Source organism: Nonomuraea sp. NPDC001831 (assembly GCF_042892035.1).
Lineage (GTDB): Bacteria > Actinomycetota > Actinomycetes > Streptosporangiales > Streptosporangiaceae > Nonomuraea.
Genome location: NZ_JBIATU010000002.1, coordinates 540338 through 565971 on the forward strand (window position 1 = coordinate 540338; position 25634 = coordinate 565971).

The window sequence follows — 25634 nt, forward strand, 5'->3', positions numbered from 1 at the left end:
GCCGATCCTGGGCGTCAGCCACTGTAGATCTCCCGGTAGAGCGCGCAGCGCGCCATCAGTTCGTCGTGCGAGCCCTGGTCGACGACCCGGCCGCCGTCCAGCAGCAGGATGAGGTCGGCGCGGCGGATCTGGCCGGGGCGGTGTGAGACCAGCACCGTCGTGCGGCCCGCCGTCGCGCGCTCGATCGCCTCGGTGATCGCCGATTCGGTACGGGCGTCCACGGCGCTGGTCGCGTCGTCGAGGGTGAGGATGCGCGGCTCGGTCAGCAGGGCCCTGGCGATGGCCAGCCGCTGCCGCTGCCCGCCGGACAGCGTCGTGCCGCCCTCGTTGAGCACGGTGGCGTAGCCGTCGGCCATGCCCTGGACGAACTCGTCCGCGCACGCCTGCTTGGCGACGCGCAGGACGTCCTCGTACCCGGCGGCGTGCGGGGCGCCGAAGGCGATGTTGTCCAGCACGCTCTTGGAGAACAGGAAGATCTCCTGGTCCACGTGGCCGATCTGGCGGCGCAGCGCGCCGGGCTCCCACTCGCGCACGTCCCGCCCGTCGATCAGCACCCGGCCCTCGGTGGCGTCGTACATGCGGTTGACCAGTTTGATCAGCATGCTCTTGCCGCTGCCGGTGGGGCCGACGACGGCGAGCGTGCGGCCCGCGGGCAGGTGGAAGGAGACCTCGCGCAGGATGTCGCGGCCCTCGTGGCGCAGTGACACCCGGTCGAAGGTGATCGTGCCCTCGACGGCGGCCGTGCTGCCGCGGGTGTCCTCGCGCTCGCCGGGGGCGCCGTCGATGATCTGCCGCATGCGCGCGGCGGCCGCGAAGCCCTCCTGGATGACCGGCACGGCCTGCTCGGACATGGTGACGGGCTGCGCGAACAGCAGCAGCCAGCCGAGGTAGGTCACCACCTGGGACAGCGCCAGCTCGCCCTGCGAGTAGAGGTAGAGGGAGTGCAGGGAGCCGGTCACCATGGCCAGGGCGAAGCTCAGCGCGGGCAGGTAGACCGCCTGCGCCCGGCCGCGCCGGACGAAGGCGTCCCGGTAGGCGGCGGCGGCCGATCTCAGGGCGTGCCGCTCGAAGTCCTCCTGCGTGGCCGCCTTGACGGTGGCGATGCCCGACAGCGTGGTGGAGAAGCGTTCGTTGAGGTCGGCGAAGGTCTCGCGGGTGCGCATGACCAGCGGGTAGAGCCGGCGCAGGTGGTAGCGCAGCGCGTAGGCGAACACCAGGACCAGCACGCCGGGGGCCAGCAGCAGCCGCGGGTCCAGCGAGGCGATGAACAGGATCGGCACCAGCAGGGCCAGCACGCCGTTGGCGGCGGTGGCCGCCCCCGGGCTGAGCATGTAGTCGACGAGCCTGGCGTCGTTGATGGCGCGGGCCAGGATGTCGCCGATGCGCTGCTGGTCGTGGAAGGCCATGCGCTTGGTCAGCAGGCTGCGGTACAGCTCGTCGCGCACGTCCCGTTTGACGCGCTGGGCGACGACCTCCATCGAGCCGTTCGACAGCAGGTCGGCGACGAACCGGCCGGCCGCCAGCAGCGCGGCCGCCAGCGCCGCCACCCCGACCGCGCCGAGGTCGTGGCGCGGGCCGGTGGCCTCGGCGAACGCCGCGCCGATCTGCACGGGGACGAGCGTGGAGCACAGGCTGGCCGCCGCGGCGGCCACGGTGAACAGCAGCAGCGACAGCCGGTGCCGGCGCAGGTGACCGGCGATCCACCGGCCCACCCCGCGCGACGCGGCCGGATCAGCCGGCCCGGCCTGGTCCGGTGCGGCGGCCGGATCAGGCGACCCGGCCGGATCCCGCGACGCGACCGGCCGCCCGCCCGCGGCCGGTCGCGCCCGCTCGGTCATTCCTTCCCCTCCTCGTCGGCGGCCCGGCCTAGGCCGAGGCCCGGACGGACCCGGTCAGCAGGCCGAAGCCGTTCGTCGCGGCGGTGTTGAGCTCGGCCATCACCCGGTCGCACAGGGCGGAGGCGGCCAGCGCGTCGGAGACCGACGGCACGCCCTTGACCGCGGGACGGCCGCCCGTCTGGGGCTCGGCCGACCGCTGCGCGCAGGCGTCCACGAACGCCTGCAGCTCGGGCCCGAAGCCGCTGCGCCCCCAGCCGTGGTCCAGGTTGCGGGTGGCGTGCAGCTCCTGGCCGTACGGCACGCCGTCGGACAGTTCGAGCGTCACCCGTTCCAGCGACGGCGCGCAGTACCGGCTGCCGTCCATGCCCTGGACGGTGACGCCCACCATGAACCGCTTGACGTGGTTGCCCATGCGCAGCGTGGACAGCGAGCCGTCGTGGTGCCGCAGGAACAGGTTGATCTGGAACCGGTCGGCGTCACTGGCGATGGCGTGCGCGTCCACCTGGACGACCGGCGACGGCACGAACCAGCGGGCCAGGTCGAGGGCGTGCACCCCGTTGTGCCGGATCCACGCCTCCAGGGTGGTGTCCACCCCCCACTGCGGCGCGGACGGGTGGCGGCTGTAGAAGTCGATGGTCACCGAGCACGGCGTGGCCCGGATCTCCTCGCTCAGCTCGTGCAGCCGCTGCAGGGTCTCGGCGTAGCGGAAGTTGAAGCCCACCTGGACGTGCCGCCCGCTGCGGCGCACCACGTGCTCCAGGTCCTGGAGCGCGGGCGTGGACGGCCCGGCCGGCTTCTCGACGAAGCAGTCCACCCCGCGCTCGGCGAGCTGCCGGACCAGCAGGTAGGACGGCTCCGGCGGGACGGCCAGCACGGCGGCGTCCACCATCTCCAGGTCGAGCTCGTCCACCGAGGAGACGCAGGTCGCGCCGCCGGCCAGCGACTGCACGTCGGCGGCCAGCGACAGGTCGGGGTCGACGCAGGCCACGACCTGGTGGCCGCGGATGCGTTGCAGGAACGGGAACAGGTTCTGCTGCATCTGGCGGCCGCAGCCGACCAGGGCGAGGCGCAGGAGGTCAGCCACGGCCGGCCCCCGCGGACGCGCTCCACGCCTCGAACGCCTGCCGCACCCGGTCGCGCAGGTCGTCCCAGACGATGTCGCGGTGGGCCAGGCACACGAAGGACGGGTGCCCTTCGAGCAGCAGGATGCCGACCCCGGCCAGCTCGGCCAGCAGCGCCTCGCGACGCTCCTTGTCGCCCAGCAGCCCCACGTCGTGGTAGACGAGCTCGAACATGCCGCCGCCGAGCACCGGGCGGGCGCCCACCAGGGCCTCGACCCCGGCGTCCGCGGCGGCCGCGGTGAAGGCGGCGGCGACCTGCGTGCCGATCCGGCCGAGCTCGGTCCAGCCGTCCGGCGAGTCGCCGACGGGCTTCTCCAGGATGTCGCGGGTGGCCAGGGCCGCGTAGACGGCGATCATCTCCTTGGAGAAGGTGCCGCTCAGCCGGGCCTTCTCGGCCAGCGCGAGCAGGTCGGCGTCGCCGGCCAGGATGCTCAGCGGGGCGCCGTTGGCCAGCGCCTTGCCGATCACGATCAGGTCGGAGCCGAGGGCGTTGTCGTGGTCGTAGCCGAGGGCCGAGATCCGGCCGCCGGTCTTGGTCTCGTCGAAGACGGTGAGCAGGCCGGCCTCGCGGCACATGGCCACGGCCTGGCGCAGCACGTCGGCCGTGGTGAAGGAGGCCAGGTAGGCGTCGAAGACGAAGCAGCCCAGCCGGCCGCGGTGCCGTTCCAGCAGCTCGGCGAGCGATTCCAGGCGCAGGTCCACCCAGTTGGCCACCGGCTCGGACTCGCCGACGCCGCGCATGCCGTCGGTGTAGCGCAGCTTCTCCCGCAGCGGGGAGTGCAGCGGCTCGTGCCACTTGAGCGAGTCGGCGATCTGGGAGTCGTGCCAGCCGACGTAGCCGCTGCGGATGATGCCGAGCCGGCCGGTGCGCATCGCGGCCAGCCGGAAGGCGGCGGTGACCGCCTCGGAGGCGGTCTTGAAGAACGCGCCGCGGTCGCCGGGCCGCTCGCCGAGCAGCCGGTCGAGGTATTCCTGGTGGAACGTGGTGTAGCCCGGCAGCATGACCCCATTGCCGAGATAACCGCAGAGAATTTCGTTGAACTGGGCGTCCGCGTGACCGATTATCACTGGGCCATAACCCATGACGAAATCGATGTACGGCACGCCGTTCGCGTCGGACACCTCGCCCCGCCGCCCCCGCGAGAACAAGAGCTGCTGCCCCGCGGACCTGAACTTACGGGTGATCTTCGAGTGAGCTATGCGCTCATATTCCGACAACGATCCTCCCCCCATTGGGATTCTAATTAGGCTCGGGAATTTCAATTTCTGAAGACAGTACCGTCCGGTCGCCGGGCCCCGTCAAGTACTCTTTCTTCCAGTGCTCCAGGCGCGGACGGACGACATATCAAGACCGCGAGAGCCCCGTCAAGTGCACCTTTTTCCAGGGTCACGCCGCCTTGACAGCGAGGCGCCCGCAATATCAAGTTGTGTGGGCCATTGTCGGCGGATGGAGGCGGCGTGGATAACGGATCAGCTCCGGGAACTCCGGCCGGCCGGGGAGAGCCGGATATCGTCGGGCGCAGTAAGCGTCTGTGGCTGCTGCCCGAGGGGCGGTGCCTGGTGCAGATAATCCCCAGCCTGCGCAGTTTCACGTACCACCGTGATGAAATCGTCGAGCGCACCGGGCCGCTCCGGCTCGATTTCTACGAAAGGGCGGCGGCCCGGCTGGCCGACGCCGGCGTGCCGTGCGCGTTCCGGGAACGGGTCTCGGCCGACTCGTACGTGGCCGACTACTGCCCGGCGCCGCCGTTCGAGGTGATCGTGAAGAACCGGGCCACCGGATCGACCACCCGCAAGTACCCCGGCCTGTTCGAGGACGGCGCCCCGCTGCCGCGCCCGGTCGTGAAGTTCGACTACCGGACCGACCCCGAGGACCAGCCGATCGGCGAGGACTACCTGCGGGCGCTCGACCTGCCGGTGGAGGAGATGCGCGAGTTGTCCCTCGCTGTCAACGACGTGCTGCGGTCCTGGCTGCGCCCGCTGGAGGTGTGGGACTTCTGCCTCATCTTCGGCCGGACCGCCGACGGCGGGCTGACCGTCATCTCCGAGATCTCCCAGGACTGCATGCGCCTGCGCCACCAGGACGGCTCCCCGCTGGACAAGGACCTGTTCCGGGACGGCGTGGCGGGCGAGGAGATCGTGAACCAGTGGAGCCGCGTCCTCGATGTCATCACATGAGACCCCCGTCGCGCTGGTCACCGGCAGCAACCGGGGCAGCGGGCGGGCCATCGCCGAGGAGCTGCGCGAGCGCGGCTACCGCGTCTACTCCCTGAACCGCTCGCTCGCGGGCGAGGACTGGCTCGGCGAGCACAGGTGCGACCTGGCGGACCCGGCGCAGATCGCGGAGGCGACCGCCCAGGTGCTCGGCGCGGCCGGCCGGCTCGACGTCTGCGTGTCCAACGCGGTGGACCGGGTGCTCGACCCGATCGCCGACCTGCGCGCGGAGGACTGGGAGCGGCTGGTCGCGATCAACCTGAGCGCCTGCTTCCACCTGCTCAAAGCCGTCCTGCCGGCGTTGCGGGCCGCCGGCGGGATGTTCGTCGCCATGGGCAGCCACGCCGGGACGCGGTACTTCGAGGGCGGGGCCGCCTACAGCGCCACCAAGGCCGGGCTGAAGGCGCTGGTCGAGACGCTGCTGCTGGAGGAGCGCCGCAACGGGGTGCGCGCCTGCCTGGTCTCGCCCGGCGCCATCGCCAACCTCGACGGCGACGGCTCGCCGCACAAGATGAGCACCCGGTCGGTGGCCCGCTGCGTGGCCACCATCGTCGACTCCTGGCCGGACGACCTCGTGGTGGGCGAGATCGAGGTGCGGCCGTCGTGCCTGCCCGAGCCGCCCGTCGTCGGCATCGACCGGCTGCTGCACGTGTGACCCCCACGCCCCCGCCCGCCCCCTCGCGCCCGTCAGGAGGAACCATGATCTCGCTCGCCCTGCCGAAGGGCTCGCTGGAGCGGCGGGCCCTGGAGCTGTTCGCGACCGCGGGGCTGCCCGTACGGCGGCGCTCGGAGCGCTCCTACCGCGGCACGGTGGACCACTCCGGCGTGTCGCACGTGGCCTTCTACAAGCCGCGCGAGATCCCCCTGGTCGTCGGGGACGGCACCTTCGACCTCGGGCTGACCGGCGCCGACTGGGTGGAGGAGACCGGGGCCGAGGTCGAGGTGGTGGAGTCGTTCGACTACTCCAGGAACACCGAGCGGCCGTGGCGGCTGGTGCTCGCGGTGCCGTCCGGCCACCCCGCCCGCAGCGCCGCCGACCTCGACGACGGCGTCAGGGTGGCCACCGAGTACCCGAACATCGGCCGCCGCTTCTTCCGCGAGGCGGGACGGCGGGCCGAGGTGATCGTCTCCTACGGCGCGACCGAGGCCAAGATCCCCGAGCTGGCCGACGCCATGATGGACGTCGTGGAGACCGGCCACTCGCTGCGCCAGAACGACCTGCGCGTCATCGAGACCGTCCGGACCTGCGGCGCGCAGCTCGTCGCCAACCCGGCCGCCTACGCCGACCCGGCCAGGCGCGGCGTGATCAGGAACGTCGCCCTGCTGCTGCGCGCCGCCTGGGTGGGCCCGGCCCACGTGCTGCTGACCGTGCGCGCCCCCGCCGACCGGCTGGCCGAGGTGGTGCCCGCGATGCCGGGCCAGTCGTGGCGCGCGGGCGCCGACCTCGCGGACGGGACCATGGTCGTGCTCCAGGGCGTCCTGCCCAGACGGGAGGTGCCCGAGACGATCGACGCACTGCTGTCGGCCGGGGCGGTCAACGTCACCGAGTCGGGCATCGGCATCTTCGCCACCGGGGAAGCGGGTTGATCGGCGCCGCCGGCATGGCGAAGATCGGACGTGGGAAGCCTGACCCGCGGAGCGCAGTGCGAAGGAGACTCATGGACCCCCGGCCGGCGGCAAAGATCACGGAGGCGTCCCCCCGGCGCTCCCCCTGGCTGACGATCCTGCTCGTCTACGTCGGCGGGGTGGTCGGCGCGATGAGCCTCGGCAAGTTCTCCTCGGTCGGGCCCGCGATGGCGGCCCAGCTCGGGCTGACCCTGTCGGAGCTGGGCTGGGTGATCTCGGCGGTGGTCGGCGTCGGGGCCGCGGTCGGCCTGCCGGCGGGCTATCTCGTCCGCCGGTTCGGCACCGGGCGGTCGCTGGTCACCGGGCTGGTCCTGATCGCGGCGGCGGGCGCGGCGAGCATGGCGGCGAACGACTTCGCCTGGCTGCTCGTCGCCCGCGGCGTCGAGGGCGTCGGCTACGTCCTGGTCACCATCTCCTGCCCGGCGCTGATCCTGCGCCTGGCCCACGAGCGCGACCGGGGCACCGCCCTGTCGGTCTGGGCGACGTTCGTCCCGGTCGGGCTGGGGGCCAGCACGCTGGCCGGCGGCGCGGCCGGCGACGCGCTGGGGTGGCGCGGCTGGACCGGCCTGATCGCCGGGCTGACGCTGCTGATCGCCGTGGTCACGTGGGCGCGGCTGCCGCGCGGCGGCGCGGCGCAGGCGGCCGGGCCGGTGCCCCGGGCGGGGGCGCTGGCCTGGCCGGGCGTGCTGGCCGCGGCCTTCTGCCTGACCGCGCTGGTGACCATCCCGGTGATCGTGCTGCTGCCCACGCTGCTCATCGAGCAGTACGGCCGCTCGGCCGCCGGCGCGGGCGCGCTCACCTCGGTGATCTCGCTGCTCGGCGTGGCCGGCGGGCTGGCGGTGGGCGTCCTGCTGCGCAGGGGCGTACGGGTCGGCGTGCTGGCCCTGTCGGGCCTCCTCGTCGTGCCGGCCGCCTGGATCCTGTACGCCGGCGGCTCCGCCGGGGGCGCGCTCACCGGCGCGGGCGTCATCTCCATGGAGAACGGCTTCCTCGGCGCCCTCGTCTTCGCCGCGCTCCCCCTGGTCCTGGAGCGCCTCGACCACGCCGACGTCGGCAACGGCGTCATCGCCCAGGCCGGCAGCCTCGGCTCCCTGCTCGGCCCCCCGCTGTTCGGCCTGGTGGCCGGCGAGATCGGCTACCGGGCCCTGATCCCCGTCATCGCCGTCGGCATCGTCGCCGCCGTCGGCGCCCTGCTGCTGATCGGCCGGCGGGCGGCCCGGCCGCTCCCAGCCGCCGACTGACCCGGCGAACGGGCCGGGAGCCCGTCGCGGAGTACGCAGGAAGGTGCGACCATGCGCGGACACGACCCGCTCGACGACACCGAACAGGCCCTGCTGCCCGCCCCGGCCCGGGGCCTGGCGGTCGCGCTGCTGCTGATCGCCGTGGCGGGCGTGTCGATGGTGCTGGTGTTCGGGCCGGGCGCGCAGCCGCCGGGGCATCCGGCGGCGCCGGCCGCGCAGGTCGCGCCCGCCGGGATGCCGCCCGTCCAGTCGATCCTGCGGCTGTTCCTCGCGGTGGCGGTCATCGGCGGGCTGGCCTCGCTGGGCGGCGTCCTGGCGCGCCGGGCGGGGCAGCCGTCCGTGGTGGGGCAGATGGTGGCCGGGCTGCTGCTCGGGCCGTCCGCGCTGGGCTCGCTGGCGCCGGGGGTGTCCGCGCTGATCCTGCCCGGCTGGGTCGCGCCGCAGCTCGAACTGCTGGCCCAGGCCGGGCTGGCGATCTTCATGTTCACGGTGGGCCGGGAGTTCGACCCGGCCGCCCTCGGGCGGCAGCGCGTGGTCGTGGGGGTCGCCGCGCTGGCGATGACGGCCGTGCCGTTCGCCCTGGGGGCGGTCGCGGCGGTCCCGTTCGCCGGCGCGCTCGCCGGGCCTTCGGCGTCGGGCACGGCGTTCGTCCTGTTCGCCGGGACGGCGTTGAGCGTCACCGCGTTCCCGGTGCTGGCCAGGATCCTCCAGGAGGCCGGGCTGACCGTCACCCGGCTGGGCTCGCTGGCGATCCTGTGCGCGGGGCTGGCCGACGTGCTGGCCTGGTGCGCGCTGGCCGCGGTGATCGCCCTCGCGCACGCCGGTTCCCCGGCCGGCGTGCTGACCTCGCTCGGGCTGGCCGCCGCCCTGGTCCTCGCCGTGACCCTCGTCGTACGCCCCGCGCTCGCCGCGCTGGCGGCCCGGCACGCCGCCCGCCGGCTGCCCGCTCCGGCCGCGCTCGCGCTGGTCCTGGGCCTGATCTTCGCCCTGGCGGCGGCGACCGACGCCATCGGCGTGCACGCCATCTTCGGCGCCCTGCTGGCCGGGGTGGCCTTCCCGCGCGAGGCCCCCGTGCTCTGCGCGGTGCCCGAACGTCTCGGCTCGCTCAACCGCGCGATGTTGCTGCCGGTGTTCTTCGCCTCGATCGGGCTGCGCACCGACGTGCACCTGGCGTTCGGCCATCCGGTGGTGCTGCTGGGCGGGGCGGTGCTGCTGGTGGCCGCCGTGCTGGGCAAGCTGGGCGCGGCCGGGGTGATCGCCTGGGCGGGCGGCATGCCGGGGCGCCTGGCGCTCGGGCTCGGCGTGCTGATGAACGCCCGCGGCGTCACCGAGATCGTCGTGCTCAGCACCGGGCTCGGCATGGGGCTGATCGCGCCCGGCACGTTCACGGTGCTCGTGCTGATGGCCCTGATCACCACCATGATGACCGCGCCGGCCCTGCGCCGCCTCGGCCTCTACGCCCCCGCGCGGGCCGAGCCGCGGACGCCGCAACCGGCCTGAGCCGACCGCGGCGTCCTCATGACGGCGTCCTCATGACTGGGCCCTCATGACTGGGCCCTCATGGCGGGGTCAGTAGACCTCGCTCCGGTTGTTCACGATCTCGTCGAGCATCGAGGTGGTGTCGGAGTAGCGCCCGGCCGCCGCGCCGCCGGGCGGCAGGGCGAGGGTGGCGAAGGCGTACCTGACGGCCTCGCCGACCGTGCGCACCCCGAGCCGCCGGACGAGCGGCGAGTCGAGCCGGGTGCTCGCGTTGATCTGCCTGGCCGCCAGGTCGAGCAGCGTGGCCAGGAGCTGGAACCGGGCCGGTCCCGGTTGCGGGCCGCCGGCCGACAGCGCGGCGACGGCCTCGGCGTCGGCCAGCTCGCCGTCCCCCTGGCTGTCGAAGCGCTGGTCGGTGGCCTGGACGCGGGCCAGGAACTCGGCGGTGCGCGCCTCCTGGTGGGTCTTCCAGTAGCCGTGCGAGCGCGGGTCGCGGGTGGGGGCGACCTCGGTGACGGTCGTCGTGGCGGACGCCGTGGCCGGCTCGTAGACGCAGCCGTTCGCGTTGCGGTACGCGGCGGCCGCCGTGTCGGGCAGCTCGGCGCCCTTCGTGAACAGCAGGCCGGGCCGGGCCGTGAACCCCACCGACACGTCCGCGCCGGGGTCGAGGGGGCCGAGCGTCCAGGTCAGGGTGGTGGTGCCGTCCGGGTTGCGGGTGACCGTGCCGGGCCGGGGGCCGGTGCCGCGGTCCAGCGCCTTGCTGTAGTAGACCTCCTTGGGCAGCGTGTCGGTGAGGACGACGCCGGTGGCCCTGCCGCTGCCGACGTTGGCCGCCCGCAGCCCGACGGTCATCGCCTCTCCGGCGTTCACCGTGGCCGGTGCGGTCTTGGTCAGGGTGAGCCGGGGCGCGTGCACGGTGGTGGCGGCCTTGGCGGTGTTGTTGCCCGTCTGGGCCTCGGGGCCGCCGGCGGTGTCCGTCGCGGTGGCGGTGGCCGTGTTGGTCAGGACGGCCGCGTCGGCCGTGTCGCACGGCACCTGGTACGTGAACGTCTCGGTCGCGGACCGCCCGGCGCCCAGGTAGGGAAGCTGGCGGACCTGGGCCGGCCCGGTGGGCGGAGTGTCGGTGACGCCGACGGACGCCGCCGGGCCGGTGCCGACGTTGTCCAGCTTCACCTGGTAGGTGAGGGTGTCGCCGGGTTCGGCGTCGGGCTTGTCGACGCTCTTGGCGGTGACGATGTCAGGGTCGTAGAGGTTGAAGAACGACATCTCCTGCCGTACGACGGCGGTGAAGTCGAGCTCCTTGTCCGGCTCTGCGCCCGAGCCGCTGCAGGTGGGCGCGGACACCGGGAAGCTGCTGCAGGCCCAGCCCTTGGCGTCGGGCGAGAGCGCGGCCCGGTACTTGACGGCGGCCCAGTCGTCGTGGTCGCGCAGGGGCGTGCTGCCGCCGCTGGCGTTGACGTCCACGTTCACCGTCCCCGTGTCGATGAGCGGGGCGCCGGTGCCGGGGGCGGTGTTGTCGTTCCAGTTGATCGGCGCGTTGCCGGCGGCCGACCGCAGCGGCCGGAACGTGCTGGTTGGGTTGGCGAGGTTGTCGGTCCACCAGAAGGTGTGGTCGGTGCCGTCGCCGATGCCGGCGGACTCGTTCAGCGTGCCCTCGGTGAGCGGGGGCAGGCCGCCGCTGGAGTAGCCGACCCGGACCGCGCCGATCTTCCAGTCCCTGAGCTGGTTGACCAGCAGCGGCGGCGGGCCCGTGGGGATGCCCGACTGGAAGAAGTAGTTCATGACGCTGAGGTAGTTGGGCTTCCACTGGTCGTTGACGTCGCCGCCGTGCCGCAGGCCCAGGGCGTGCCCGAGCTCGTGCATGATGGTCCCGGCCTGGTCCTGGACGGTGCCGACCTCGGCGTCGTCCCGGCCGGTGCCGACGGTGAGCACCTGCCGGTCGGTCGGGTCCGCGCTGGTGGTGTCGCACGTACGGTCCGGGCCCACGTGGATCTGGGTGCCGATCACCACGTCGTCGCCCGCCGGGGTGGTCTGGAGCCGGCCGTCGCCGCCGTAGTCCACGCCGAAGTCGGCCACGCACATCGTCCGCCACGAGCCGAAGGTGACGATGAAGTCCTTGTTGTTGTCCCTGGTGGGCTCGCAGCACTGCCCCGACGTGCCCGGCGACGTCGAGCTGCCGGTCGCGGTGGTGACGACGAGGTCGTGGGCGAAGATCGCGTAGTGCGCGTACCGGGCCAGCTCGGCGGGGAAGTCGGCGGTGCGCGCGTCGCGGAAGTCGCTGTCGTCGGCCAGGCCCATGGCAGGCTGCTCGGGCAGTTGCGTGCCCTGGAGGTAGACGAAGTCAACGCCGTCCCGGTGCGTCCCCGGGTACGGGCACGCGTTCTCCGCCTTGACCGGCGCGGCGTCGAAGGCGTTCCTGACCAGGGTGATCGCGTCCGGCTTGGGCCGGTGGGAGTGCCTGGTGTCGGCCATGTAGTCGGCCTGCAGCACGATCGTCTTGCGGCAGGGGTCCGCGCCGAGCGCCGGGAGGTCGGCGATGACCCCGCCGTTCCGGTCGCGGATCCCGGACAGCTCGACGAGGTCGGGGATGCCGTCGTGGTCGGTGTCGGGCATCACGGTGGAGACGGTGAAGCCGATCCTGGTCTTCCTGCCGTCGTTGTCCCGGGGGAAGCCGTGGTCGCCGTCGCCCTCGGCGCACGTCTGGCCCTTCTGCCGCCCCTGGGAGTCGACGCACGGCGTGCCGAACTGCACGCCGTCGCCCGACAGCGTGCCCGAGCGCACGTCGTAGACGAGGTCGAGGTCGAGGTCGTCGTTCTGGGGGCTGATGTCCATGCGGTCGTCGTTGGTGTTGAGGCCGCCGTCATAGTCCCAGAGGGCGACGGTGATGTTCACCGTCGGCTGGTCGCCGGGCAGGTCGGACTTGGTGAAGACCCAGCCGTTGGGCGCCTCGGGCAGGCCGAGGGGCTCGAACTCGTCGTCCTCGATGCGCGGGCCCGTCTCGAGCGGGCCGTCGGCGATCCTGACCTTCGGGTAGTAGTCGCCGTCGCCGACGCCTCCGCTGTCCGGGTCCTCGATCTGGCGGAGATAATCGATGGAGAAGGTCAGCGAGAAGCCGGGGACCGCCGCCGACGCCGGCGTGGCCAGCGCCGGTATCAGGGCGGCGACCAGCACGCCGATCGCGGCGAACGAGAGCCGCCCGCGCCACCGCGTCGGCCCCTTCCGCCCGGTTCTCATGCCATGTGTGACGCTCACGGTGGTTCCTCCTGGGGTGTCGCTCTGAGGAGGATCGTCCGCGCGCGCTCCCATGACCGCATGAGTAACGGCTACTCAGCCCGCCGGACGGCGGTGAGCACCAGGACGTCGTAGTGGACGGTGAAGGCGCCGCCCACCGCGTCGATCGCGGCCCCGATGCCGGTCAGCAGCTCGCGGCGCCGCTCCGGCGGCAACCCGGTGACCGGGCCGTGCGTGGGCACCTGCGCCAGCCACTCGTCGCGGGTGTAGCGGCGCTCCCACGCGTGATCCCAGCGCTCGGGCTCGCCGAACGCGCCCGCCGCCCGGACGCCGTCGGCGATCTTGTCGAGCAGCGACGTGTACATGCCCACGGCCGGGCCGGCCTGGCCGAGCGCCGGCAGGTCGGGCAGCACCCGGCGGTAGACCTCGGCGAACGGCTCGGCCAGGGCGTCCGGCGTCTGGAAGACGTTCCAGAACAGCGCCAGCCTGCCTCCGGGCCGCAGCACCTGGGCCGCCTTGGCCGCGCCCGCGACCGGGTCGATCCAGTGCCAGGTCTGGCCGGCGACGACCGCGTCGAACGTGCGCCCGGCCGGGTCCCAGGACTCGAAGGCGGACACGTCCACCTCGATGCCGTCGCGCCGGGCCAGGTCGGCCATGCGCGGGTCCACGTCCACGCCGGACACCCGGCAGCCGGCCGCCTGGAACTGGCGGGCCGCGATGCCGGTGCCGATGCCGACGTCGAGCACGTCGGGGCCGGGGCTCGCCTCGACGATGCGGGTCACCATCTCGTCGGGGTAGCGGGGGCGGGTGCGGTCGTAGCGGTCGGCGTCGGCGCCGAAGGACTCGGCCATCCGCCGGTGCAGGTGCGGCTCGTTCCCCGAGGTGTTAGTGGGCATGCGCCCACTCTAATGGGCACGTGCCCACTCGTCTACTCTGAACGGGATTCACCAAGGAAGGAGACCGGCCCGGTGCCCACCGGCATAGCCCTCCGCGACGTGCGCGAACAGCTCTTCGACGCCGCCGAGCGCATCCTGCTGCGCGACGGGCCCAACGCCCTGACCAGCCGGGCGGTCACCACCGAGGCGGGCTGCGCCAAGGGCGTGCTCCACCGCCACTTCGCCGACTTCGACGCCTTCCTCGCCGAGCTGGTGACCGACCGCATCCGCCGCGTCGAGGCCCAGTCCGCCGCCCTCATGGCCGTCGCCGGCACCGGCACCGTCGCGGGGAACCTCACCCTCGCGCTGCTGGAGCTGTTCGGCTCGGTCGCCGTGGCCGTCGTCGGCCTCGTCATCTCCCGCGACGGCCTGCGCGCGCGCCTGCGCCAGGCCGGGTCCACGGGCCTCCCGCTCCTCGGCGAGGCCACGACCATGATCGCCGCCTACCTGACCGCCGAGCGCGAGATGGGCCGCATCGCGGTCGACGCCGACGTCGACGCCCTCGCGCTCACCCTGATCGGCAGCGCCCACCTGCTGTTCGCCGGCCGCGAGGACGACCCGCCGGACGCCGCCGTGGTCGAGTGGATCGTCACCACGGCCATCGCCGACGCCGTCCAGCGCCGCCTCCTGTGAGCCGCCCTCCAGGCCGGTGACGGACGGCGAGGCCGGACGTGGCCCGCTTGGGGGATCTTGGGGCTACGATCTCCCCCGTAGCCCCTTTCGTCCGGAAGGCGTCGCGATGAGCGAACGTTCGCTGAACACCGATGTTCCGAGCCCCGCCCGCATCTACGACCTGTGGCTGGGCGGCAAGGACAACTACGAGATCGACCGGATGGTGAGCGAGCAGATCCTCGCCGCCGTGCCCGACCTGCCGGTGCTGGCCCGTACGAACAGGGAGTTCCTCGGCCGCGCGGTGCGGTACATGGCCGGGGAGGCGGGCATCCGGCAGTTCCTGGACATCGGCACCGGCATCCCCACGGCGGACAACACCCACCAGGTCGCCCAGGCGGTCGCCCCGGACAGCCACGTCGTGTACGTCGACAACGACCCCATGGTCCTGGCCCACGCGCGGGCACTGCTGCGGGCCGCCCCCGCGGGGACGACCGCCTTCGTCGACGCCGACCTGCGCGAGCCCGGCAAGATCCTGGCCGCCGCCGCCGAGCACCTCGACTTCGACCGGCCGATCGGGCTGACCCTGCTCGGCGTCGTGGACTTCCTCCCCGACACCGGCCAGGCCCGCTCGATCATCGCCGAGCTGCTGGAGCCGATGGCGCCGGGCAGCCATCTCGCCATCTCCCACGGCGTGGTCGGCAGGCAGCTCGAAGAGGGCGTCCGCCACTGGAACGAGAGCGGCGGGGCGCCCATGACGCTGCGCAGCCTTGAGGAGGTCACGAGCTTCTTCGACGGGCTGGAACTGCTGGAGCCGGGCGTGGTGCCGCTGCCGCGCTGGCGTCCCGTCCCCGGGACGCTGTACGCCGACCGCGAGGCCGTCTACTACGCGGGCGTCGGCCGCAAGCGCTGACCGTCCCTGGCTCCGCGCCGATCTCGCGCGATGCCGCCTTCCCGACCGGCGTACGCCGCCCGGCGGGCCCGCGTACCCTGAGTCCCCGATCGACTTCGCGGAGTGACGGGAGCGGGATGGGCGACGGGTTCGGCGCGGGGCTGGGGAGCGAGCGGGACCGGTGCGCGCGGGATCCGTGCCCCTGGCCGCCGGGTCCGTTCACGACCGGGGACGCCAGGTGGTTCTTCGGCCGCGAGCGGGTCGTGTCCGAGCTGGTGGGGCTGCTCGCGGAGCCGCGCGCCGCCCGTCCCGTGATGCTGGCCGGGGCGGCGGGGGCGGGCAAGACGTCGGTGCTGGCCGCCGGGGTGGTGCCGGCCATCCTGGCGGGTTCGCCGGCGGGTCGCGCCGGGGTGTTGTGGCGGACGCCCGGCTCGCCGGTCCGGGGCGGGGGGCGGCCGGTGGAGCAGTGCGCGCTGCTGGTGGTCGACCGGTTCGAGGAGTTGTTCACGGCTCGGGCGGGTTCCGGGCGCAGGGCGTACGTCGAGGAGCTGTGCGCGCTCGCGGCGGGCGGGCTGCCGGTGGTGATCGGGATGCGGGCCGGCTGCTACGAGCGGTGCCTGGGGTTTCCGCCGCTGGTCGAGGCGCTGCGGACGCGGTCGCTGCCGCTCGGGCCGATGACCGGCGACGAGCTGCGCCGCGCGATCACCGAACCGGCCCGGGTCGCCGGGCTGTCCCTGGAGCCGGGCCTGGCCGAGACGATCCTGCACGACCTGGGCGTCCGCGACGACGGCCCGGCGGCGGCCGACGCGCTGCCGCGCCTGTCCCGCGCGATGCGCGCCCTCTGGCACCACCGCGACGGCGACACCCTCACCCACGCCGCCTACCGGCACGCCACCGCACCACCCCCCGGCCCCGCGCCCGCTCCCCCACCTCCCGACCCGGAGAAAACCGCCCTCCTCTCCCCCGACCGGGAGAAACCCGCTCTCCTCTCCTCCAACCCGGAGAAGCCCGGCCTCGTCTCCCTCGACCCGGAGAAACCCGGGCTTCTCTCCCCCGACCTGGAGGAAGTCCCTCTTCCGGAGGGGCCTGTTGGGTCCTTTCCTGATCCGGAGGCCGCGGTGCCCTGCCCCGGCGGGGGGCGCGCGGCTCGTGCCTCCGGCGCCGGTGTGGGCGCCAGGGGATGTCCGGTCGGGCGGAGGGTGCGGGCGCTGGTCGTGGCGCTGGTGGTGCTGGTGGTGGTCGCCGGGGCGGGCGCGGGGCTGGCGTGGCAGAAGAGCGGCCGGGCGAGCGCCGCCCGTGTCACCGCGCTCGCCGAGCGGGCCGCCGTCCAGGCGCGGGCGCTGCGGGCCACGGACCCGGCGCTGGCGATGCAGGTGGCGGTGGCCGCCCAGGGCCTGGCCGACACCCCGGGCACCCGCGGCACGCTCCTCGACACCGCCGAGCCGTACGCCACCCGCCTGCGCTCGGCCGGCGACCGGCTGCGGGCGATCGCCTACAGCCAGGACCACGCCCTGCTCGCCACCGGTGCCGACAACGGCGTGGTCGAGCTGTGGGACGCCACCGACTCGCGCCGCCGCACCCCGCTGGCCACCCTGCCGCGCGCCGCCGGGCCGGTCGGGGCGCTCGCCTTCCGCCCGTCCGGCGGGGACCGGGTCCTGCTGGCGGCCACCCGGCACGGCGTCGAGGTGTGGAACGTCGTGGACCCCGCCCGCCCCCGGCACGTCGCCGCCCTGCCCGGGGCGGTGACGGCGGCGTTCACGCCGGACGGCCGCACGGTGCTCGCCACCGCCGCGCACGGCGTCCGGCGTTGGCGGCTCGCCGGCCGCCCGGTCGCCCTGCCCCCGGTACGGACCTCCGCCCAGGTCACCCGCTTCGCCGTCGGCGACGACACGGTGGTCACCGGCCACGACGACGGCAGCGTGCGCCTGTGGGACCCGGCGCGGCCCGCCTCCCCTGCGGACACGATCGCGACCGGTCTCCAGGACGGCCCCGCCGCGCTCGCGATCAGCCCCGACGGCGGCGCGCTGGCCTGGTCGGCGCCCGCCCGCGGCACCTGGCTCTGCCTCCTGCGCGCCCGCCGCTGCGACCGGCCCGTCCGGTACGGCGACCCCGCCGGCGCCCTGGCGTTCAGCCCGGACGGCACCGTCCTGGCCGCCGCCGGCGACGACCGCGCGGTGCGGCTGTGGAACGTGGCCGGCCGCGCGGTCCGGCTGTGGAACGTGGCCGGACGCGCCGAGGTCGCCTCGTTCCCGCACCCCGACCGCGTGCTCGGCCTGGCCTTCACCGCCGACGGCCAGGCGCTGGCCACCGGTTCGGCGGCCGGCGCCTTCTACCAGTGGCGGCACCCGGTCCGCGTGCCCGACCCGGTGACCGGGCTGGTCCTGAGCCGGGACCGGACGCTGATGGCCACGACCGGCCCGCGCGGCGGCGCGCTGTGGGACGTCCGCGACCCCCGACACCGCGTGCTGCTGTCGCGCTGGAACGTTCCAGCAGCCGCCGATCCGGCGCTGAGCGGCGACGGCCGCCGCCTGGCCACCGTCGAGCGCGGCGTGGCCGTGACCGTGTGGGACATCCGCGACCCCTACCGCCCGGCCCGGCACGTCCGGCTGCCGGTGCGCGGCCTCGCGGTCGCCGCACTCAGCCCGGACGGACGCGTCCTGGCCACCGGCGACCACGGCGGCCGGCTGCTGCTCTGGGACGTCACCGGTCGCCCACGCCGCCTGGCCGCCCGCGACGGCTTCGGCGACGTCGGCGCGCTCGACTTCAGCCCCGGCGGCGGCCTGCTGGCCAGCGGCGGCGCCGACCGCGGCGTACGGCTGTGGGACGTGCGCCGCCGCGCCCTCGACCAGGTCGCCCACCACGAGGAGCACGCCGACGCGGTGGCCGGCGTGCGCTTCGGCCCGAAGGGCGACGTGCTGGTCAGCACCGGCCACGACCGGACCGCCCGCGTCTGGCGGATCGCCGACCCGGGCCGCGCCCCCCGTCCGGCGGCCCTGCGCGGGCACGGCGACACCGTCCTGATCGCCGGGTTCAGCCCCGACGGCGCCGCCCTGGCCACCACGGACGCCTCCCGCACCACCCTCCTGTGGGACCTGCGCTCCCGCCGGCCGATCGCCGAGCTGTCCCACCGCGACCTCGGGACCGTCCTGTACGCCGACGAGCACACCCTCGTCTCGGCCGCCGGGCGCGACCTGCGGCTGTGGGACCTGCGGCCGGAGTCGGTGGCCGCGCGCGTCTGCGAGGCCGCCGGGATGCCGCTCACCCGGGCCGAGTGGCGGCGCTGGTTCGACGACCTGCCCTACCGTCCGCCCTGCTCGTGACCCCCGGCAGGGCGCTGACAGCGATCCGGCAGCGGCTCCTGGCACGGTCGCCCCATGACGGACAAGACGGACGTGCTCATCGTCGGCGCCGGGCCCACCGGCCTCACCCTCGCCGTGGAGCTGGCCCGGCGCGGGATCGCCCACCGCGTCGTCGAGCGGGCGGCGGCGCCCTCGGCGGGCTCGAAGGGGAAGGGCCTCCAGCCGCGGACGCTGGAGATCTTCGACGACCTCGGGATCGTCGACCGGGTCCTGGCCGGGACGACGCCCTACCCGCCGATCCGGGTCAGGATCGGGCGGCTGCCGGTCTACCAGGGCCGCATGCACCGGCCCGCGGCGGCGAGCGAGCAGGTGCCGTACCCGATGGTGCGGATGCACCCGCAGTGGCGCACCGAGGCGGTGCTGCGGGAGCGGCTGGCCGAGCTGGGCGGCGCGGTCGAGCACGGCGCCGAGCTGACCGGCTTCGAGCAGGACGCGCACGGCGTGACGGCCCGGCTCGGCACCGGCACGACGCTGCGGGCCCGCTACCTGGTCGCCGCCGACGGCGGCAGGAGCACGGTGCGCAAGGCGCTCGGCATCGGGTTCACCGGCCAGACCCGCGAGGAGGAGCGCATGGCCCTCGGGGACGTGCGCGTCGAGGGGCTGGACCGCGAGCACATCCACGCCTGGGTGCGGCCGGGCAGGGGGATGGTCGCGCTCTACCCCATGGCCGGCACCGACGCCTTCCAGTTCATGGCCCCGCTCCGGCCGGGCACGACGCCGGACCTGACGCTGTCCGGCTTCCAGCGGCTCTTCGCCGAACGCTCGATGCTGCGCGCGGCCCGCGTCACCGAGCTGCTGTGGGCCTCGCTCTACCGGGTCAACATCCGGCTGGCCGACGCCTACCGCGCCGGGCGCGTGCTGCTGGCCGGGGACGCCGCCCACGTGCACTCCCCGGCGGGCGGCCAGGGGCTCAACACCGGCGTCCAGGACGCCTACAACCTGGGCTGGAAGCTCGCCCGCGCGCTGACCGGCGGGCCGACGTCGCTGCTGGACACCTACGAGGAGGAGCGCCGCCCGGTCGCCGCTCGGGTGCTCGGCCTCAGCACGGACCTGCACGACCGGCGGTCGTACCGGCGGGACGAGGAGACCTATCAGCTCCGGGTCGGCTACCGGGGCGGCTCGCTGGCCCGCGCGGGCGGCGAGCGGGTGCCCGACGGGCCGCTGCGGCTGGCCGACGGCTCCCGGGCGCGCCTGTTCGACCTGCTGCGCGGCCCGCACTTCACGCTGCTGTCGCCGGACCCCGCGCCCCGAGTGCCGGGCGGCCCGCAGGTGCGGGCGTACGCGCCGGCCGAGCCGTACGGCGGGGTGCGGCACACGCTCGTGCGCCCGGACGGCCACGTCGGGATCGCCACGGACTCCGCCGCCGAGCTGGGCCACTACCTGACGCTGGTGTGAGGCCCTTTGTAGTGGACCTGTAGTGGCTCTCTTGCGCCCCCGCACATCCTTGGATCTCAGCGGGCGCCACCCGTGCGCCCCGAGCAACCAGGGAGATCCTCATGGTCAAGACCGCTCGCCGTTACGCCAAGTACGCCGTCAGCGCCCTGTCCACCGCCATTTTCGTGCTGAACGGCTGATCACCCTCGCGTGCACCCCCGGGGGACCGCGTCTCCCGGGGGGCCACCCCCCACACGAGCGGAAGGACGAGGCGTGTTCGGCACCGCGGTACGCCAGCTCGGTTATGCCTGGTCGATGATGTCGGGCCGCAGGTTCCGCCTGCGGGACGTGAACGCGCTGGCCGACGACATGCGCGTGACCCTGGAGACGTTCGGGTCCCCGGGCGAGGGCGCCGACGACATGCTCGCGGGCAGCGACCCCGAGCTCCAGGAGGACCTGACCCGGCGGCGGCTGCGGCGCACGGTCCGCCACGCGGCCGCCGAGAGCCCCTACTACCGGCGCTGGTTCGAGGCGAACGGCGTGGACCCCGGCTCCATCACGCCCGCGACGCTGTCCACGATCCCGCCCACCACCAAGGCCGACCTGCGCGGCATGCCCGCCGCCTTCGTCTCCGACCGCGCCCGCCCGGTCGTGCTCGCGCACACGACGGGGACGACCGGGACGCCCACCATGGTGTGGTTCTCGGCGTACGAGATCGAGCTGATGTCCTCGATGTCGGCGCTGGCGCTCATGCTCGCCGGCAACCTGCGCTCCGCCGACCTGTGGGCCAACGCGATCAGCTCGCGGTCCATCGCCCAGATCCTCACCGAGCGGGCCGTCACGCGGACCGGGGCCGCGTTCGTGCACCTGGGCGCCGTCGATCCGGCCGTCGCGCTCGACCGGCTGGCCACCCCGATGCACGTGCCCGGCAAACACCCGCAGATCACCCAGCTGAACGTGACCGCCTCCTACCTGGCGGCGCTGGTCCAGGAGGCCGAGCGGGGCGGCTGGCAGGCCGGCGACTTCGGCCTGAGCACGATCTGGTCCGGCGGCGAGGTGCTGACCGACGCGCTGCGCGTGCGCGCGGAGCACACGTTCGGCGCGCAGGTCCGCGACGGCTACTCCATGACCGAGATCGCCCCCGTGGGCGGCCGGGTCTGCGCCGACGGCCACCTGCACCTGCCGGCCGACCAGGGGCTGGTCGAGATCCTGGACCCCGTCACCCTGCGGCCCGCCGAACCGGGGGCCGTCGGCACGATCGTGGTCACCCCGTACTCCACCTACCGCGACACCACCCTGCTGCTCCGGTACGTCACCGGCGACCTGGTCAGGGTCCTGCGCACGGACGAGCAGCCGTCGTGCGCGCTGGCCGCGCTGCCCGCGACCTCGCGCGTGCTCGGGCGGGTGTCGCCCGGCGGGCTCACCACGCGCGACGTCCTGGACGTGCTGCAGGCCGAGCACGCGCTGCCGCTGCCCACGCGCTGGTCGCTGGAGGGCTCCCTGTTGTACGTCGTGGCCGGCAAGTCCGACGCGGGCCTGCTCGGCCGCCTGGAGGAGCGGGCGCACGGGCTGCCCCTGGACGGCATCGTCCTGGTCGAGACCGCCGAGGACCTGCCCACCCCCTGCCGGCTCCGCGCCGACCTGCTGGAGCTCAGCTTCGAGCGAGGACTGTGATGACCCCGTACGTGCCGGCGCTGTACGCGCTCGTCGCCCTGACCGTCGCGCTGACCGCCGCCTACCTGGGCCGCTACGTCATGGCCAGGCCGCCGGTGGGCCGGATGGTGGGCTCCGACATCGCGGTCATGGTCGCCGCGCTGGTGGTGATGCCGTTCGCGTACCTGCACCTGCCGACCGGCGTCGTGGTGTCGGTCTTCGGGCTGGTGGTGCTGACGCTGGGGCAGCTCACGCTCGCCCCCGTGCTGGGCGGCCGGTGGGCGACGGCGGCGGTGCTGCTGCTGTGCGCCGCCGACGTGGCCGTCTACCTCGCCGGATGGCCGGCGGGGGTGCTGGTGGTCAACGACGTGCTGCTGATGCTGCTCGTCGTCGGCGCGGTGAACCTGTGGGTGCAGGCGGCGGTCACGCCCGGCCAGGTGGCCGCGCTGGCGGTGGCGCTCACCGTCTACGACACGCTGGCCACCGGGCTGTCCTCGCTGACCCTCGACTTCGTGCAGCGCATGCAGGGGCTGCCGTTCGCTCCCGTGCTGGCCACCTCCTACGGGGAGGACCCCTCGCTGATCGGCCTCGGGGACTGCCTGATGTTGTCGCTCTGGCCGGCGGTGGCGGTCCGGGCGTACGGGAAGGCGGCGGCGTGGTGGGCGGCGGGGCTGGAGGCGGTGCTGCTGGCGGTCTCCATCGCCGTCGTGCTGGGCGGCGGGCGGCCGATCCCGTTGCTGACCGCGCTCGGTCCGCTGATCTTCGTCCAGTGGCTGTACTGGCGGCGGTGGTCGGCCCGGCGCACGCCCGCGCCGGTCCGGCCCGCGGTGAACCGGGCGCTGGACGTCCCGGCCGGCGCGCCGGAGGGGGTGTGGGCCGCGCTGGACGACGGCGGCGCGCTCGTCGGCGAGGGCGCCACCCCGGGCCAGGCCCGCCGCGCGGCCCGGCTGGCGGGCGCGACCGGCGCCCCGGTCGTGCGGTGGCTCCAGAACTGAGCCGAAGGCCCGCCGTCAAGGCTGTTCGCGGGGGTGGTCCGCCAGGTGGGCGGCGAGCTGGCGGCCTTCCGGGGTGTCGCCGAACAGGGTCAGGGCCTGCCGCCACGCCGCGGCCGCCTCCTCGTGCCGTCCGAGGCGGGCGTGGGCGCGGCCCATCTCCGTGAGCGTGCGGGCCCGCCACACCTGCGGGCCGTCGCGGCCGAGCCGGTCCAGCGCGGCGGCCAGGTGCCGCAGCGCCTCGCCCGGCTCGCCCTGGCGCAGCCGGACCACGCCGAGCGCGTGCCCGCTCAGCGCCTCGCCCAGGACGTCGCCGCACTCCACGAACAGCCGCAGGCTCGCCGCCAGCGTCTCGGCCGCCTCCTCGAACCGGCCGAGCGCGCCCAGCGCCTCGCCCAGCCTGCGCAGCACCTTGCTCGTCTCGACCCGGTCGCCGAGGGCCTGGGCGGTCAGCAGGCTCTCGCGGTAGCACGCGACCGCCTCGGCCGTCTCGCCCGCCTGGTAGCAGGCGGTGCCGAGGGCGCGCAGCAGGTTGCCGCGGGTGCCGTGGTCCTCCTCGCCGGTCTCCGCCAGCCGGGCACGGGCGATCTTGACGGCCTGGTCGTACTCGCCGCGTTCGATGTGGATCCAGACCGGCCACGTCCAGGCGTAGGCCAGGCCGGCGGCGTCGTCGTGCGCGGCCAGCAGCTCGATCGCCGCGTACGCGTCGGCCAGCGCCTCCTCCAGCCGGCCCGAGCCGTGGCGGTCGGCGGCCCGGCTGATCAGCGCGTACGCGGCCCCGTGCCGGTCGCCGACCCGCTCGAAGGCGGCCAGCAGCTCCCCGCAGGCCGCGTCGGCGGCCGGGAAGCGGCCCCGCTCGATGTCCATGTTGACCAGCAGCAGCCTGGACCGCAGGGCCGTGCGCTCGTCGCCCGCCGCGGTGGCCGCCGCGATCACCGCGTGCTGGACGCGCTCGGCGTCGGCCAGGAATCGTTCCATCGTCAGGTAGCCGGTCAGGTGGTGGGCCAGCTCCGCGGCGGTGGCGACCTGTCCCAGCTCGGCGGCGGTGGTGACGGCGAGCACCAGCGTGCGCCGCTCGGCCGACAACCACGCCGGGCCGGAAGCCGGGCCGGAAGCCGGGCCGGAAGCCGGGCCGGCGGACGCGTCGGGGCCGGGCTGCCCGCGTTCGTAGGGCGGGGACAGCGGGATGGGCAGCCCGCGGGCGGCGGCCCTGGTCCTGCGGAGGCTTTCCAGCGCGAGCCGGGTCAGCGCGGCGCGCCGCTGCCCGGCGGGCTCCTCCGCCTCGGCGCGTTCCCTGGCGTAGACGCGCAGCAGGTCGTGCAGCCGGTAGCGGGGCTGGCCGGCGGCGTCGATCTCGGTGGAGGTGAGCATGCCGCGCGCGACCAGCGTCTCCAGGACGGCGTCGGCCTCCCGCGCGGGCAGGCCGAGCAGGGCGGCGGTGGTCCACTCTGCGACGCTGTCCAGCCCGGCCAGCCCGAGCAGGCGGAAGGCGTGCCTGGCCCACTCCGGCAGCGCCGCGTAGCCGGGCTCGAACGTGGCCCGCACGTCGAGGCCGCCGACGACCAGCTCGTCCAGGTCGTGGCCGGCCAGGCGGGTGGCCAGCTCGCGGACCGGCCAGACCGGGCGGATGGCCAGGCGGGCGCCGGCGACCCTGAGCGCCAGCGGCAGCCGGCCGCAGGAACGCAGGATCTCCTCGGCGGCGTCCGGCGCGGCGCCGATCCGGTCGCGGCCGGCCACGCGTTCGAGCAGCAGCCGGGCGTCCCGCTCGCCGGGGAGGTCGAGCGGGAGCCGGACGGCCCCCTCCAGCGCGGGCAGCGGCGAGCGGGAGGTCACCAGGACCGCGCCGCGCGGCGTGCCCGGCAGCAGGTGGCGGAGCTGCGCCTCGTCCACGGCGTCGTCGAGCACGACCAGCACCGCCCGGTCGGCCAGCCGCTGGCGGAGCAGCCCGGCGCGTTCCTCGGCCGAGGCGGGGATCATGGCGCCGTCCAGGCCGAGCGAGCGCAGCAGTACGTCGAGCAGTTCGCCGGGGTCGCGCGGGCCGCGGGCGTCCTGGCCGAGCCGGACGAACAGCTGCCCGTCCGGGTAGTCGGCGCGCAGCAGGTGGGCCAGGTGCACGGCGAGCGTGGTCTTGCCGATGCCGGGCAGCCCCGACAGGATCGCGATCGGCGGGCTGAGCCGGTCCGGCCGCGCCCGTAACAGCGGCAGCAGCTCGGCGATCTCCGGCTCCCGGCCGACGAAGTCGGCGGTGTCGGCGGGAAGCTGGCACAACGCCTGGAGCGGGACGGCCGCCGCGGGCCACTGGTCGGCCGCCCCGGTCGTTCCCGGCCGACGGTCGAGGTCGGGATCGCCGGCGAGCAGCGCGGCGTGCAGGCGGCGCAGCTCGGGGCCGGGTTCCAGGCCCAGCTCGGCCACCAGCAGCTCGCGGGCCTCGCGGAACGCCTCCAGCGCCTCGTCCCGGCGACCGCCGCGGTGCAGGGCGATCACGAGCTGCTCCCACAGCCGCTCGCGCAGCGGGTGGGCGGCGATGAGGGCGCGCAGCTCGGCGACGAGGTCGTCCTGCCGGAGGGCGAGCCGGGCGTCGATCCACTCCGACCGGGCGACCGCGAGACGTTCCTCCAGTTCCAGCAGCCGGGGGGCCATCGCGCCGGTGAGCGGCACGTCCTCGGCGGGCGCGCCGCGCCACAGGGCGACGGCTTCTGCGTAGGCGCGCTCGGCCGCGGCCAGGTCGCCCGCCGCCCGCTCGCGCCGGGCCAGCCGCAGGGTGTCCTCGAACACCAGCAGGTCCAGGCTGCCCGGCGGGACCTCGCAGACGTAGCCCGACCCCTCGGTGCGCACCCGCAGGCCGCCGCCCTCCAGGGAGCGCCGGAGCTGGTGCACGTAGGTCTGGATGTTGGCCAGCGCCGAGCGCGGCGGATGGTCCCAGACGGCGGAGATCAGGCGCTCCCTGGAGACGGTCGCGTTCGGGTGGAGCAGCAGGACGGCGAGCACGGCCCGCTGCTTGCGGCTCAGGTGCACCCGCCCGCCGGGGCCGTTGACCCGGATCGTGCCGAGGATCGCGAAGTCCACCGTG

17 protein-coding genes are annotated in these 25634 nt (G+C 74.8%); 11 read left to right on the forward strand and 6 right to left on the reverse strand.

Translation table 11 applies throughout. The features are described from left to right. Nucleotides 1–14: 14 nt before the first annotated feature. Genes ACFYYW_RS08085 through ACFYYW_RS08095 form a run of 3 tightly spaced genes read right to left on the reverse strand, consistent with a single transcriptional unit; the run spans nt 15 to nt 4081 of the window. The gene (locus tag ACFYYW_RS08085; RefSeq protein ID WP_387646386.1) at nt 15–1838 is read right to left on the reverse strand and encodes an ABC transporter ATP-binding protein; all 1824 of its coding nucleotides are present in this window, start codon (nt 1836–1838) and stop codon (nt 15–17) included. A 28-nt stretch (nt 1839–1866) separates the two neighbouring features. Next, entirely contained in the window at nt 1867–2922 is a 1056-nt protein-coding gene (locus ACFYYW_RS08090; RefSeq protein ID WP_352323238.1) for a Gfo/Idh/MocA family oxidoreductase, read from the reverse strand. After that, nucleotides 2915–4081 carry an aminotransferase class III-fold pyridoxal phosphate-dependent enzyme gene (locus tag ACFYYW_RS08095; protein ID WP_352323239.1) on the reverse strand — a complete coding sequence of 389 codons (1167 nt, stop codon included), beginning with the start codon at nt 4079–4081 and terminating at the stop codon, nt 2915–2917. Before ACFYYW_RS08095 ends, ACFYYW_RS08090 begins: the two co-directional genes overlap by 8 nt. Before the next feature lie 336 nt (nt 4082–4417). Between ACFYYW_RS08095 and ACFYYW_RS08100 the strand changes: the two genes are divergently transcribed. The 5 genes from ACFYYW_RS08100 to ACFYYW_RS08120 all read left to right on the forward strand — a co-directional run bounded on the left by ACFYYW_RS08100 (nt 4418) and on the right by ACFYYW_RS08120 (nt 9540). Then, the gene (locus ACFYYW_RS08100; protein WP_352323240.1) at nt 4418–5137 is read left to right on the forward strand and encodes a phosphoribosylaminoimidazolesuccinocarboxamide synthase; all 720 of its coding nucleotides are present in this window, start codon (nt 4418–4420) and stop codon (nt 5135–5137) included. Beyond that, entirely contained in the window at nt 5124–5828 is a 705-nt protein-coding gene (locus tag ACFYYW_RS08105) for an SDR family NAD(P)-dependent oxidoreductase (RefSeq protein ID WP_352323241.1), read from the forward strand. Before ACFYYW_RS08100 ends, ACFYYW_RS08105 begins: the two co-directional genes overlap by 14 nt. Nucleotides 5829–5872: 44 nt before the next feature. Continuing rightward, nucleotides 5873–6760, forward strand: coding sequence for an ATP phosphoribosyltransferase (gene hisG, locus ACFYYW_RS08110; protein ID WP_352323242.1), 888 nt, complete (start codon nt 5873–5875; stop codon nt 6758–6760). A gap of 71 nt (nt 6761–6831) precedes the next feature. Next, nucleotides 6832–8040 (forward strand): CynX/NimT family MFS transporter, encoded by a 1209-nt coding sequence (locus tag ACFYYW_RS08115; protein WP_387646391.1) that lies wholly within the window; start codon nt 6832–6834, stop codon nt 8038–8040. Between the two features lie 51 nt (nt 8041–8091). Continuing rightward, a complete protein-coding gene (locus tag ACFYYW_RS08120; protein ID WP_387646394.1) occupies nt 8092–9540 on the forward strand; it encodes a cation:proton antiporter in 1449 nt (482 codons plus the stop codon). 69 nt (nt 9541–9609) lie between these two features. On the opposite strand, the gene ACFYYW_RS08125 is transcribed toward ACFYYW_RS08120, so the two are convergent. After that, nucleotides 9610–12753, reverse strand: a complete 3144-nt coding sequence (locus ACFYYW_RS08125; RefSeq protein ID WP_387646396.1) for a hypothetical protein — start codon at nt 12751–12753, stop codon at nt 9610–9612. 89 nt (nt 12754–12842) lie between these two features. Next, nucleotides 12843–13646, reverse strand: coding sequence for a class I SAM-dependent methyltransferase (locus ACFYYW_RS08130; protein WP_387646398.1), 804 nt, complete (start codon nt 13644–13646; stop codon nt 12843–12845). Between the two features lie 72 nt (nt 13647–13718). Between ACFYYW_RS08130 and ACFYYW_RS08135 the strand changes: the two genes are divergently transcribed. The 6 genes from ACFYYW_RS08135 to ACFYYW_RS08160 all read left to right on the forward strand — a co-directional run bounded on the left by ACFYYW_RS08135 (nt 13719) and on the right by ACFYYW_RS08160 (nt 22567). Further along, nucleotides 13719–14318: a TetR family transcriptional regulator gene (locus tag ACFYYW_RS08135; protein WP_352323247.1), complete on the forward strand. Its 600-nt coding sequence runs from the start codon at nt 13719–13721 to the stop codon at nt 14316–14318. Between the two features lie 106 nt (nt 14319–14424). Then, a complete protein-coding gene (locus tag ACFYYW_RS08140) occupies nt 14425–15207 on the forward strand; it encodes an SAM-dependent methyltransferase (protein WP_387646400.1) in 783 nt (260 codons plus the stop codon). Between the two features lie 116 nt (nt 15208–15323). After that, nucleotides 15324–18506: a WD40 repeat domain-containing protein gene (locus ACFYYW_RS08145; RefSeq protein WP_387646402.1), complete on the forward strand. Its 3183-nt coding sequence runs from the start codon at nt 15324–15326 to the stop codon at nt 18504–18506. 54 nt (nt 18507–18560) lie between these two features. After that, nucleotides 18561–19940 (forward strand): FAD-dependent monooxygenase, encoded by a 1380-nt coding sequence (locus ACFYYW_RS08150; RefSeq protein WP_387646405.1) that lies wholly within the window; start codon nt 18561–18563, stop codon nt 19938–19940. A gap of 252 nt (nt 19941–20192) precedes the next feature. Next, a complete protein-coding gene (locus ACFYYW_RS08155; protein WP_387646408.1) occupies nt 20193–21593 on the forward strand; it encodes a phenylacetate--CoA ligase family protein in 1401 nt (466 codons plus the stop codon). Further along, nucleotides 21593–22567: a hypothetical protein gene (locus ACFYYW_RS08160; RefSeq protein WP_387646411.1), complete on the forward strand. Its 975-nt coding sequence runs from the start codon at nt 21593–21595 to the stop codon at nt 22565–22567. Before ACFYYW_RS08155 ends, ACFYYW_RS08160 begins: the two co-directional genes overlap by 1 nt. Nucleotides 22568–22582: 15 nt before the next feature. On the opposite strand, the gene ACFYYW_RS08165 is transcribed toward ACFYYW_RS08160, so the two are convergent. After that, nucleotides 22583–25630, reverse strand: a complete 3048-nt coding sequence (locus tag ACFYYW_RS08165) for a BTAD domain-containing putative transcriptional regulator (protein ID WP_387646414.1) — start codon at nt 25628–25630, stop codon at nt 22583–22585. Between the last annotated feature and the right edge of the window lie 4 nt (nt 25631–25634).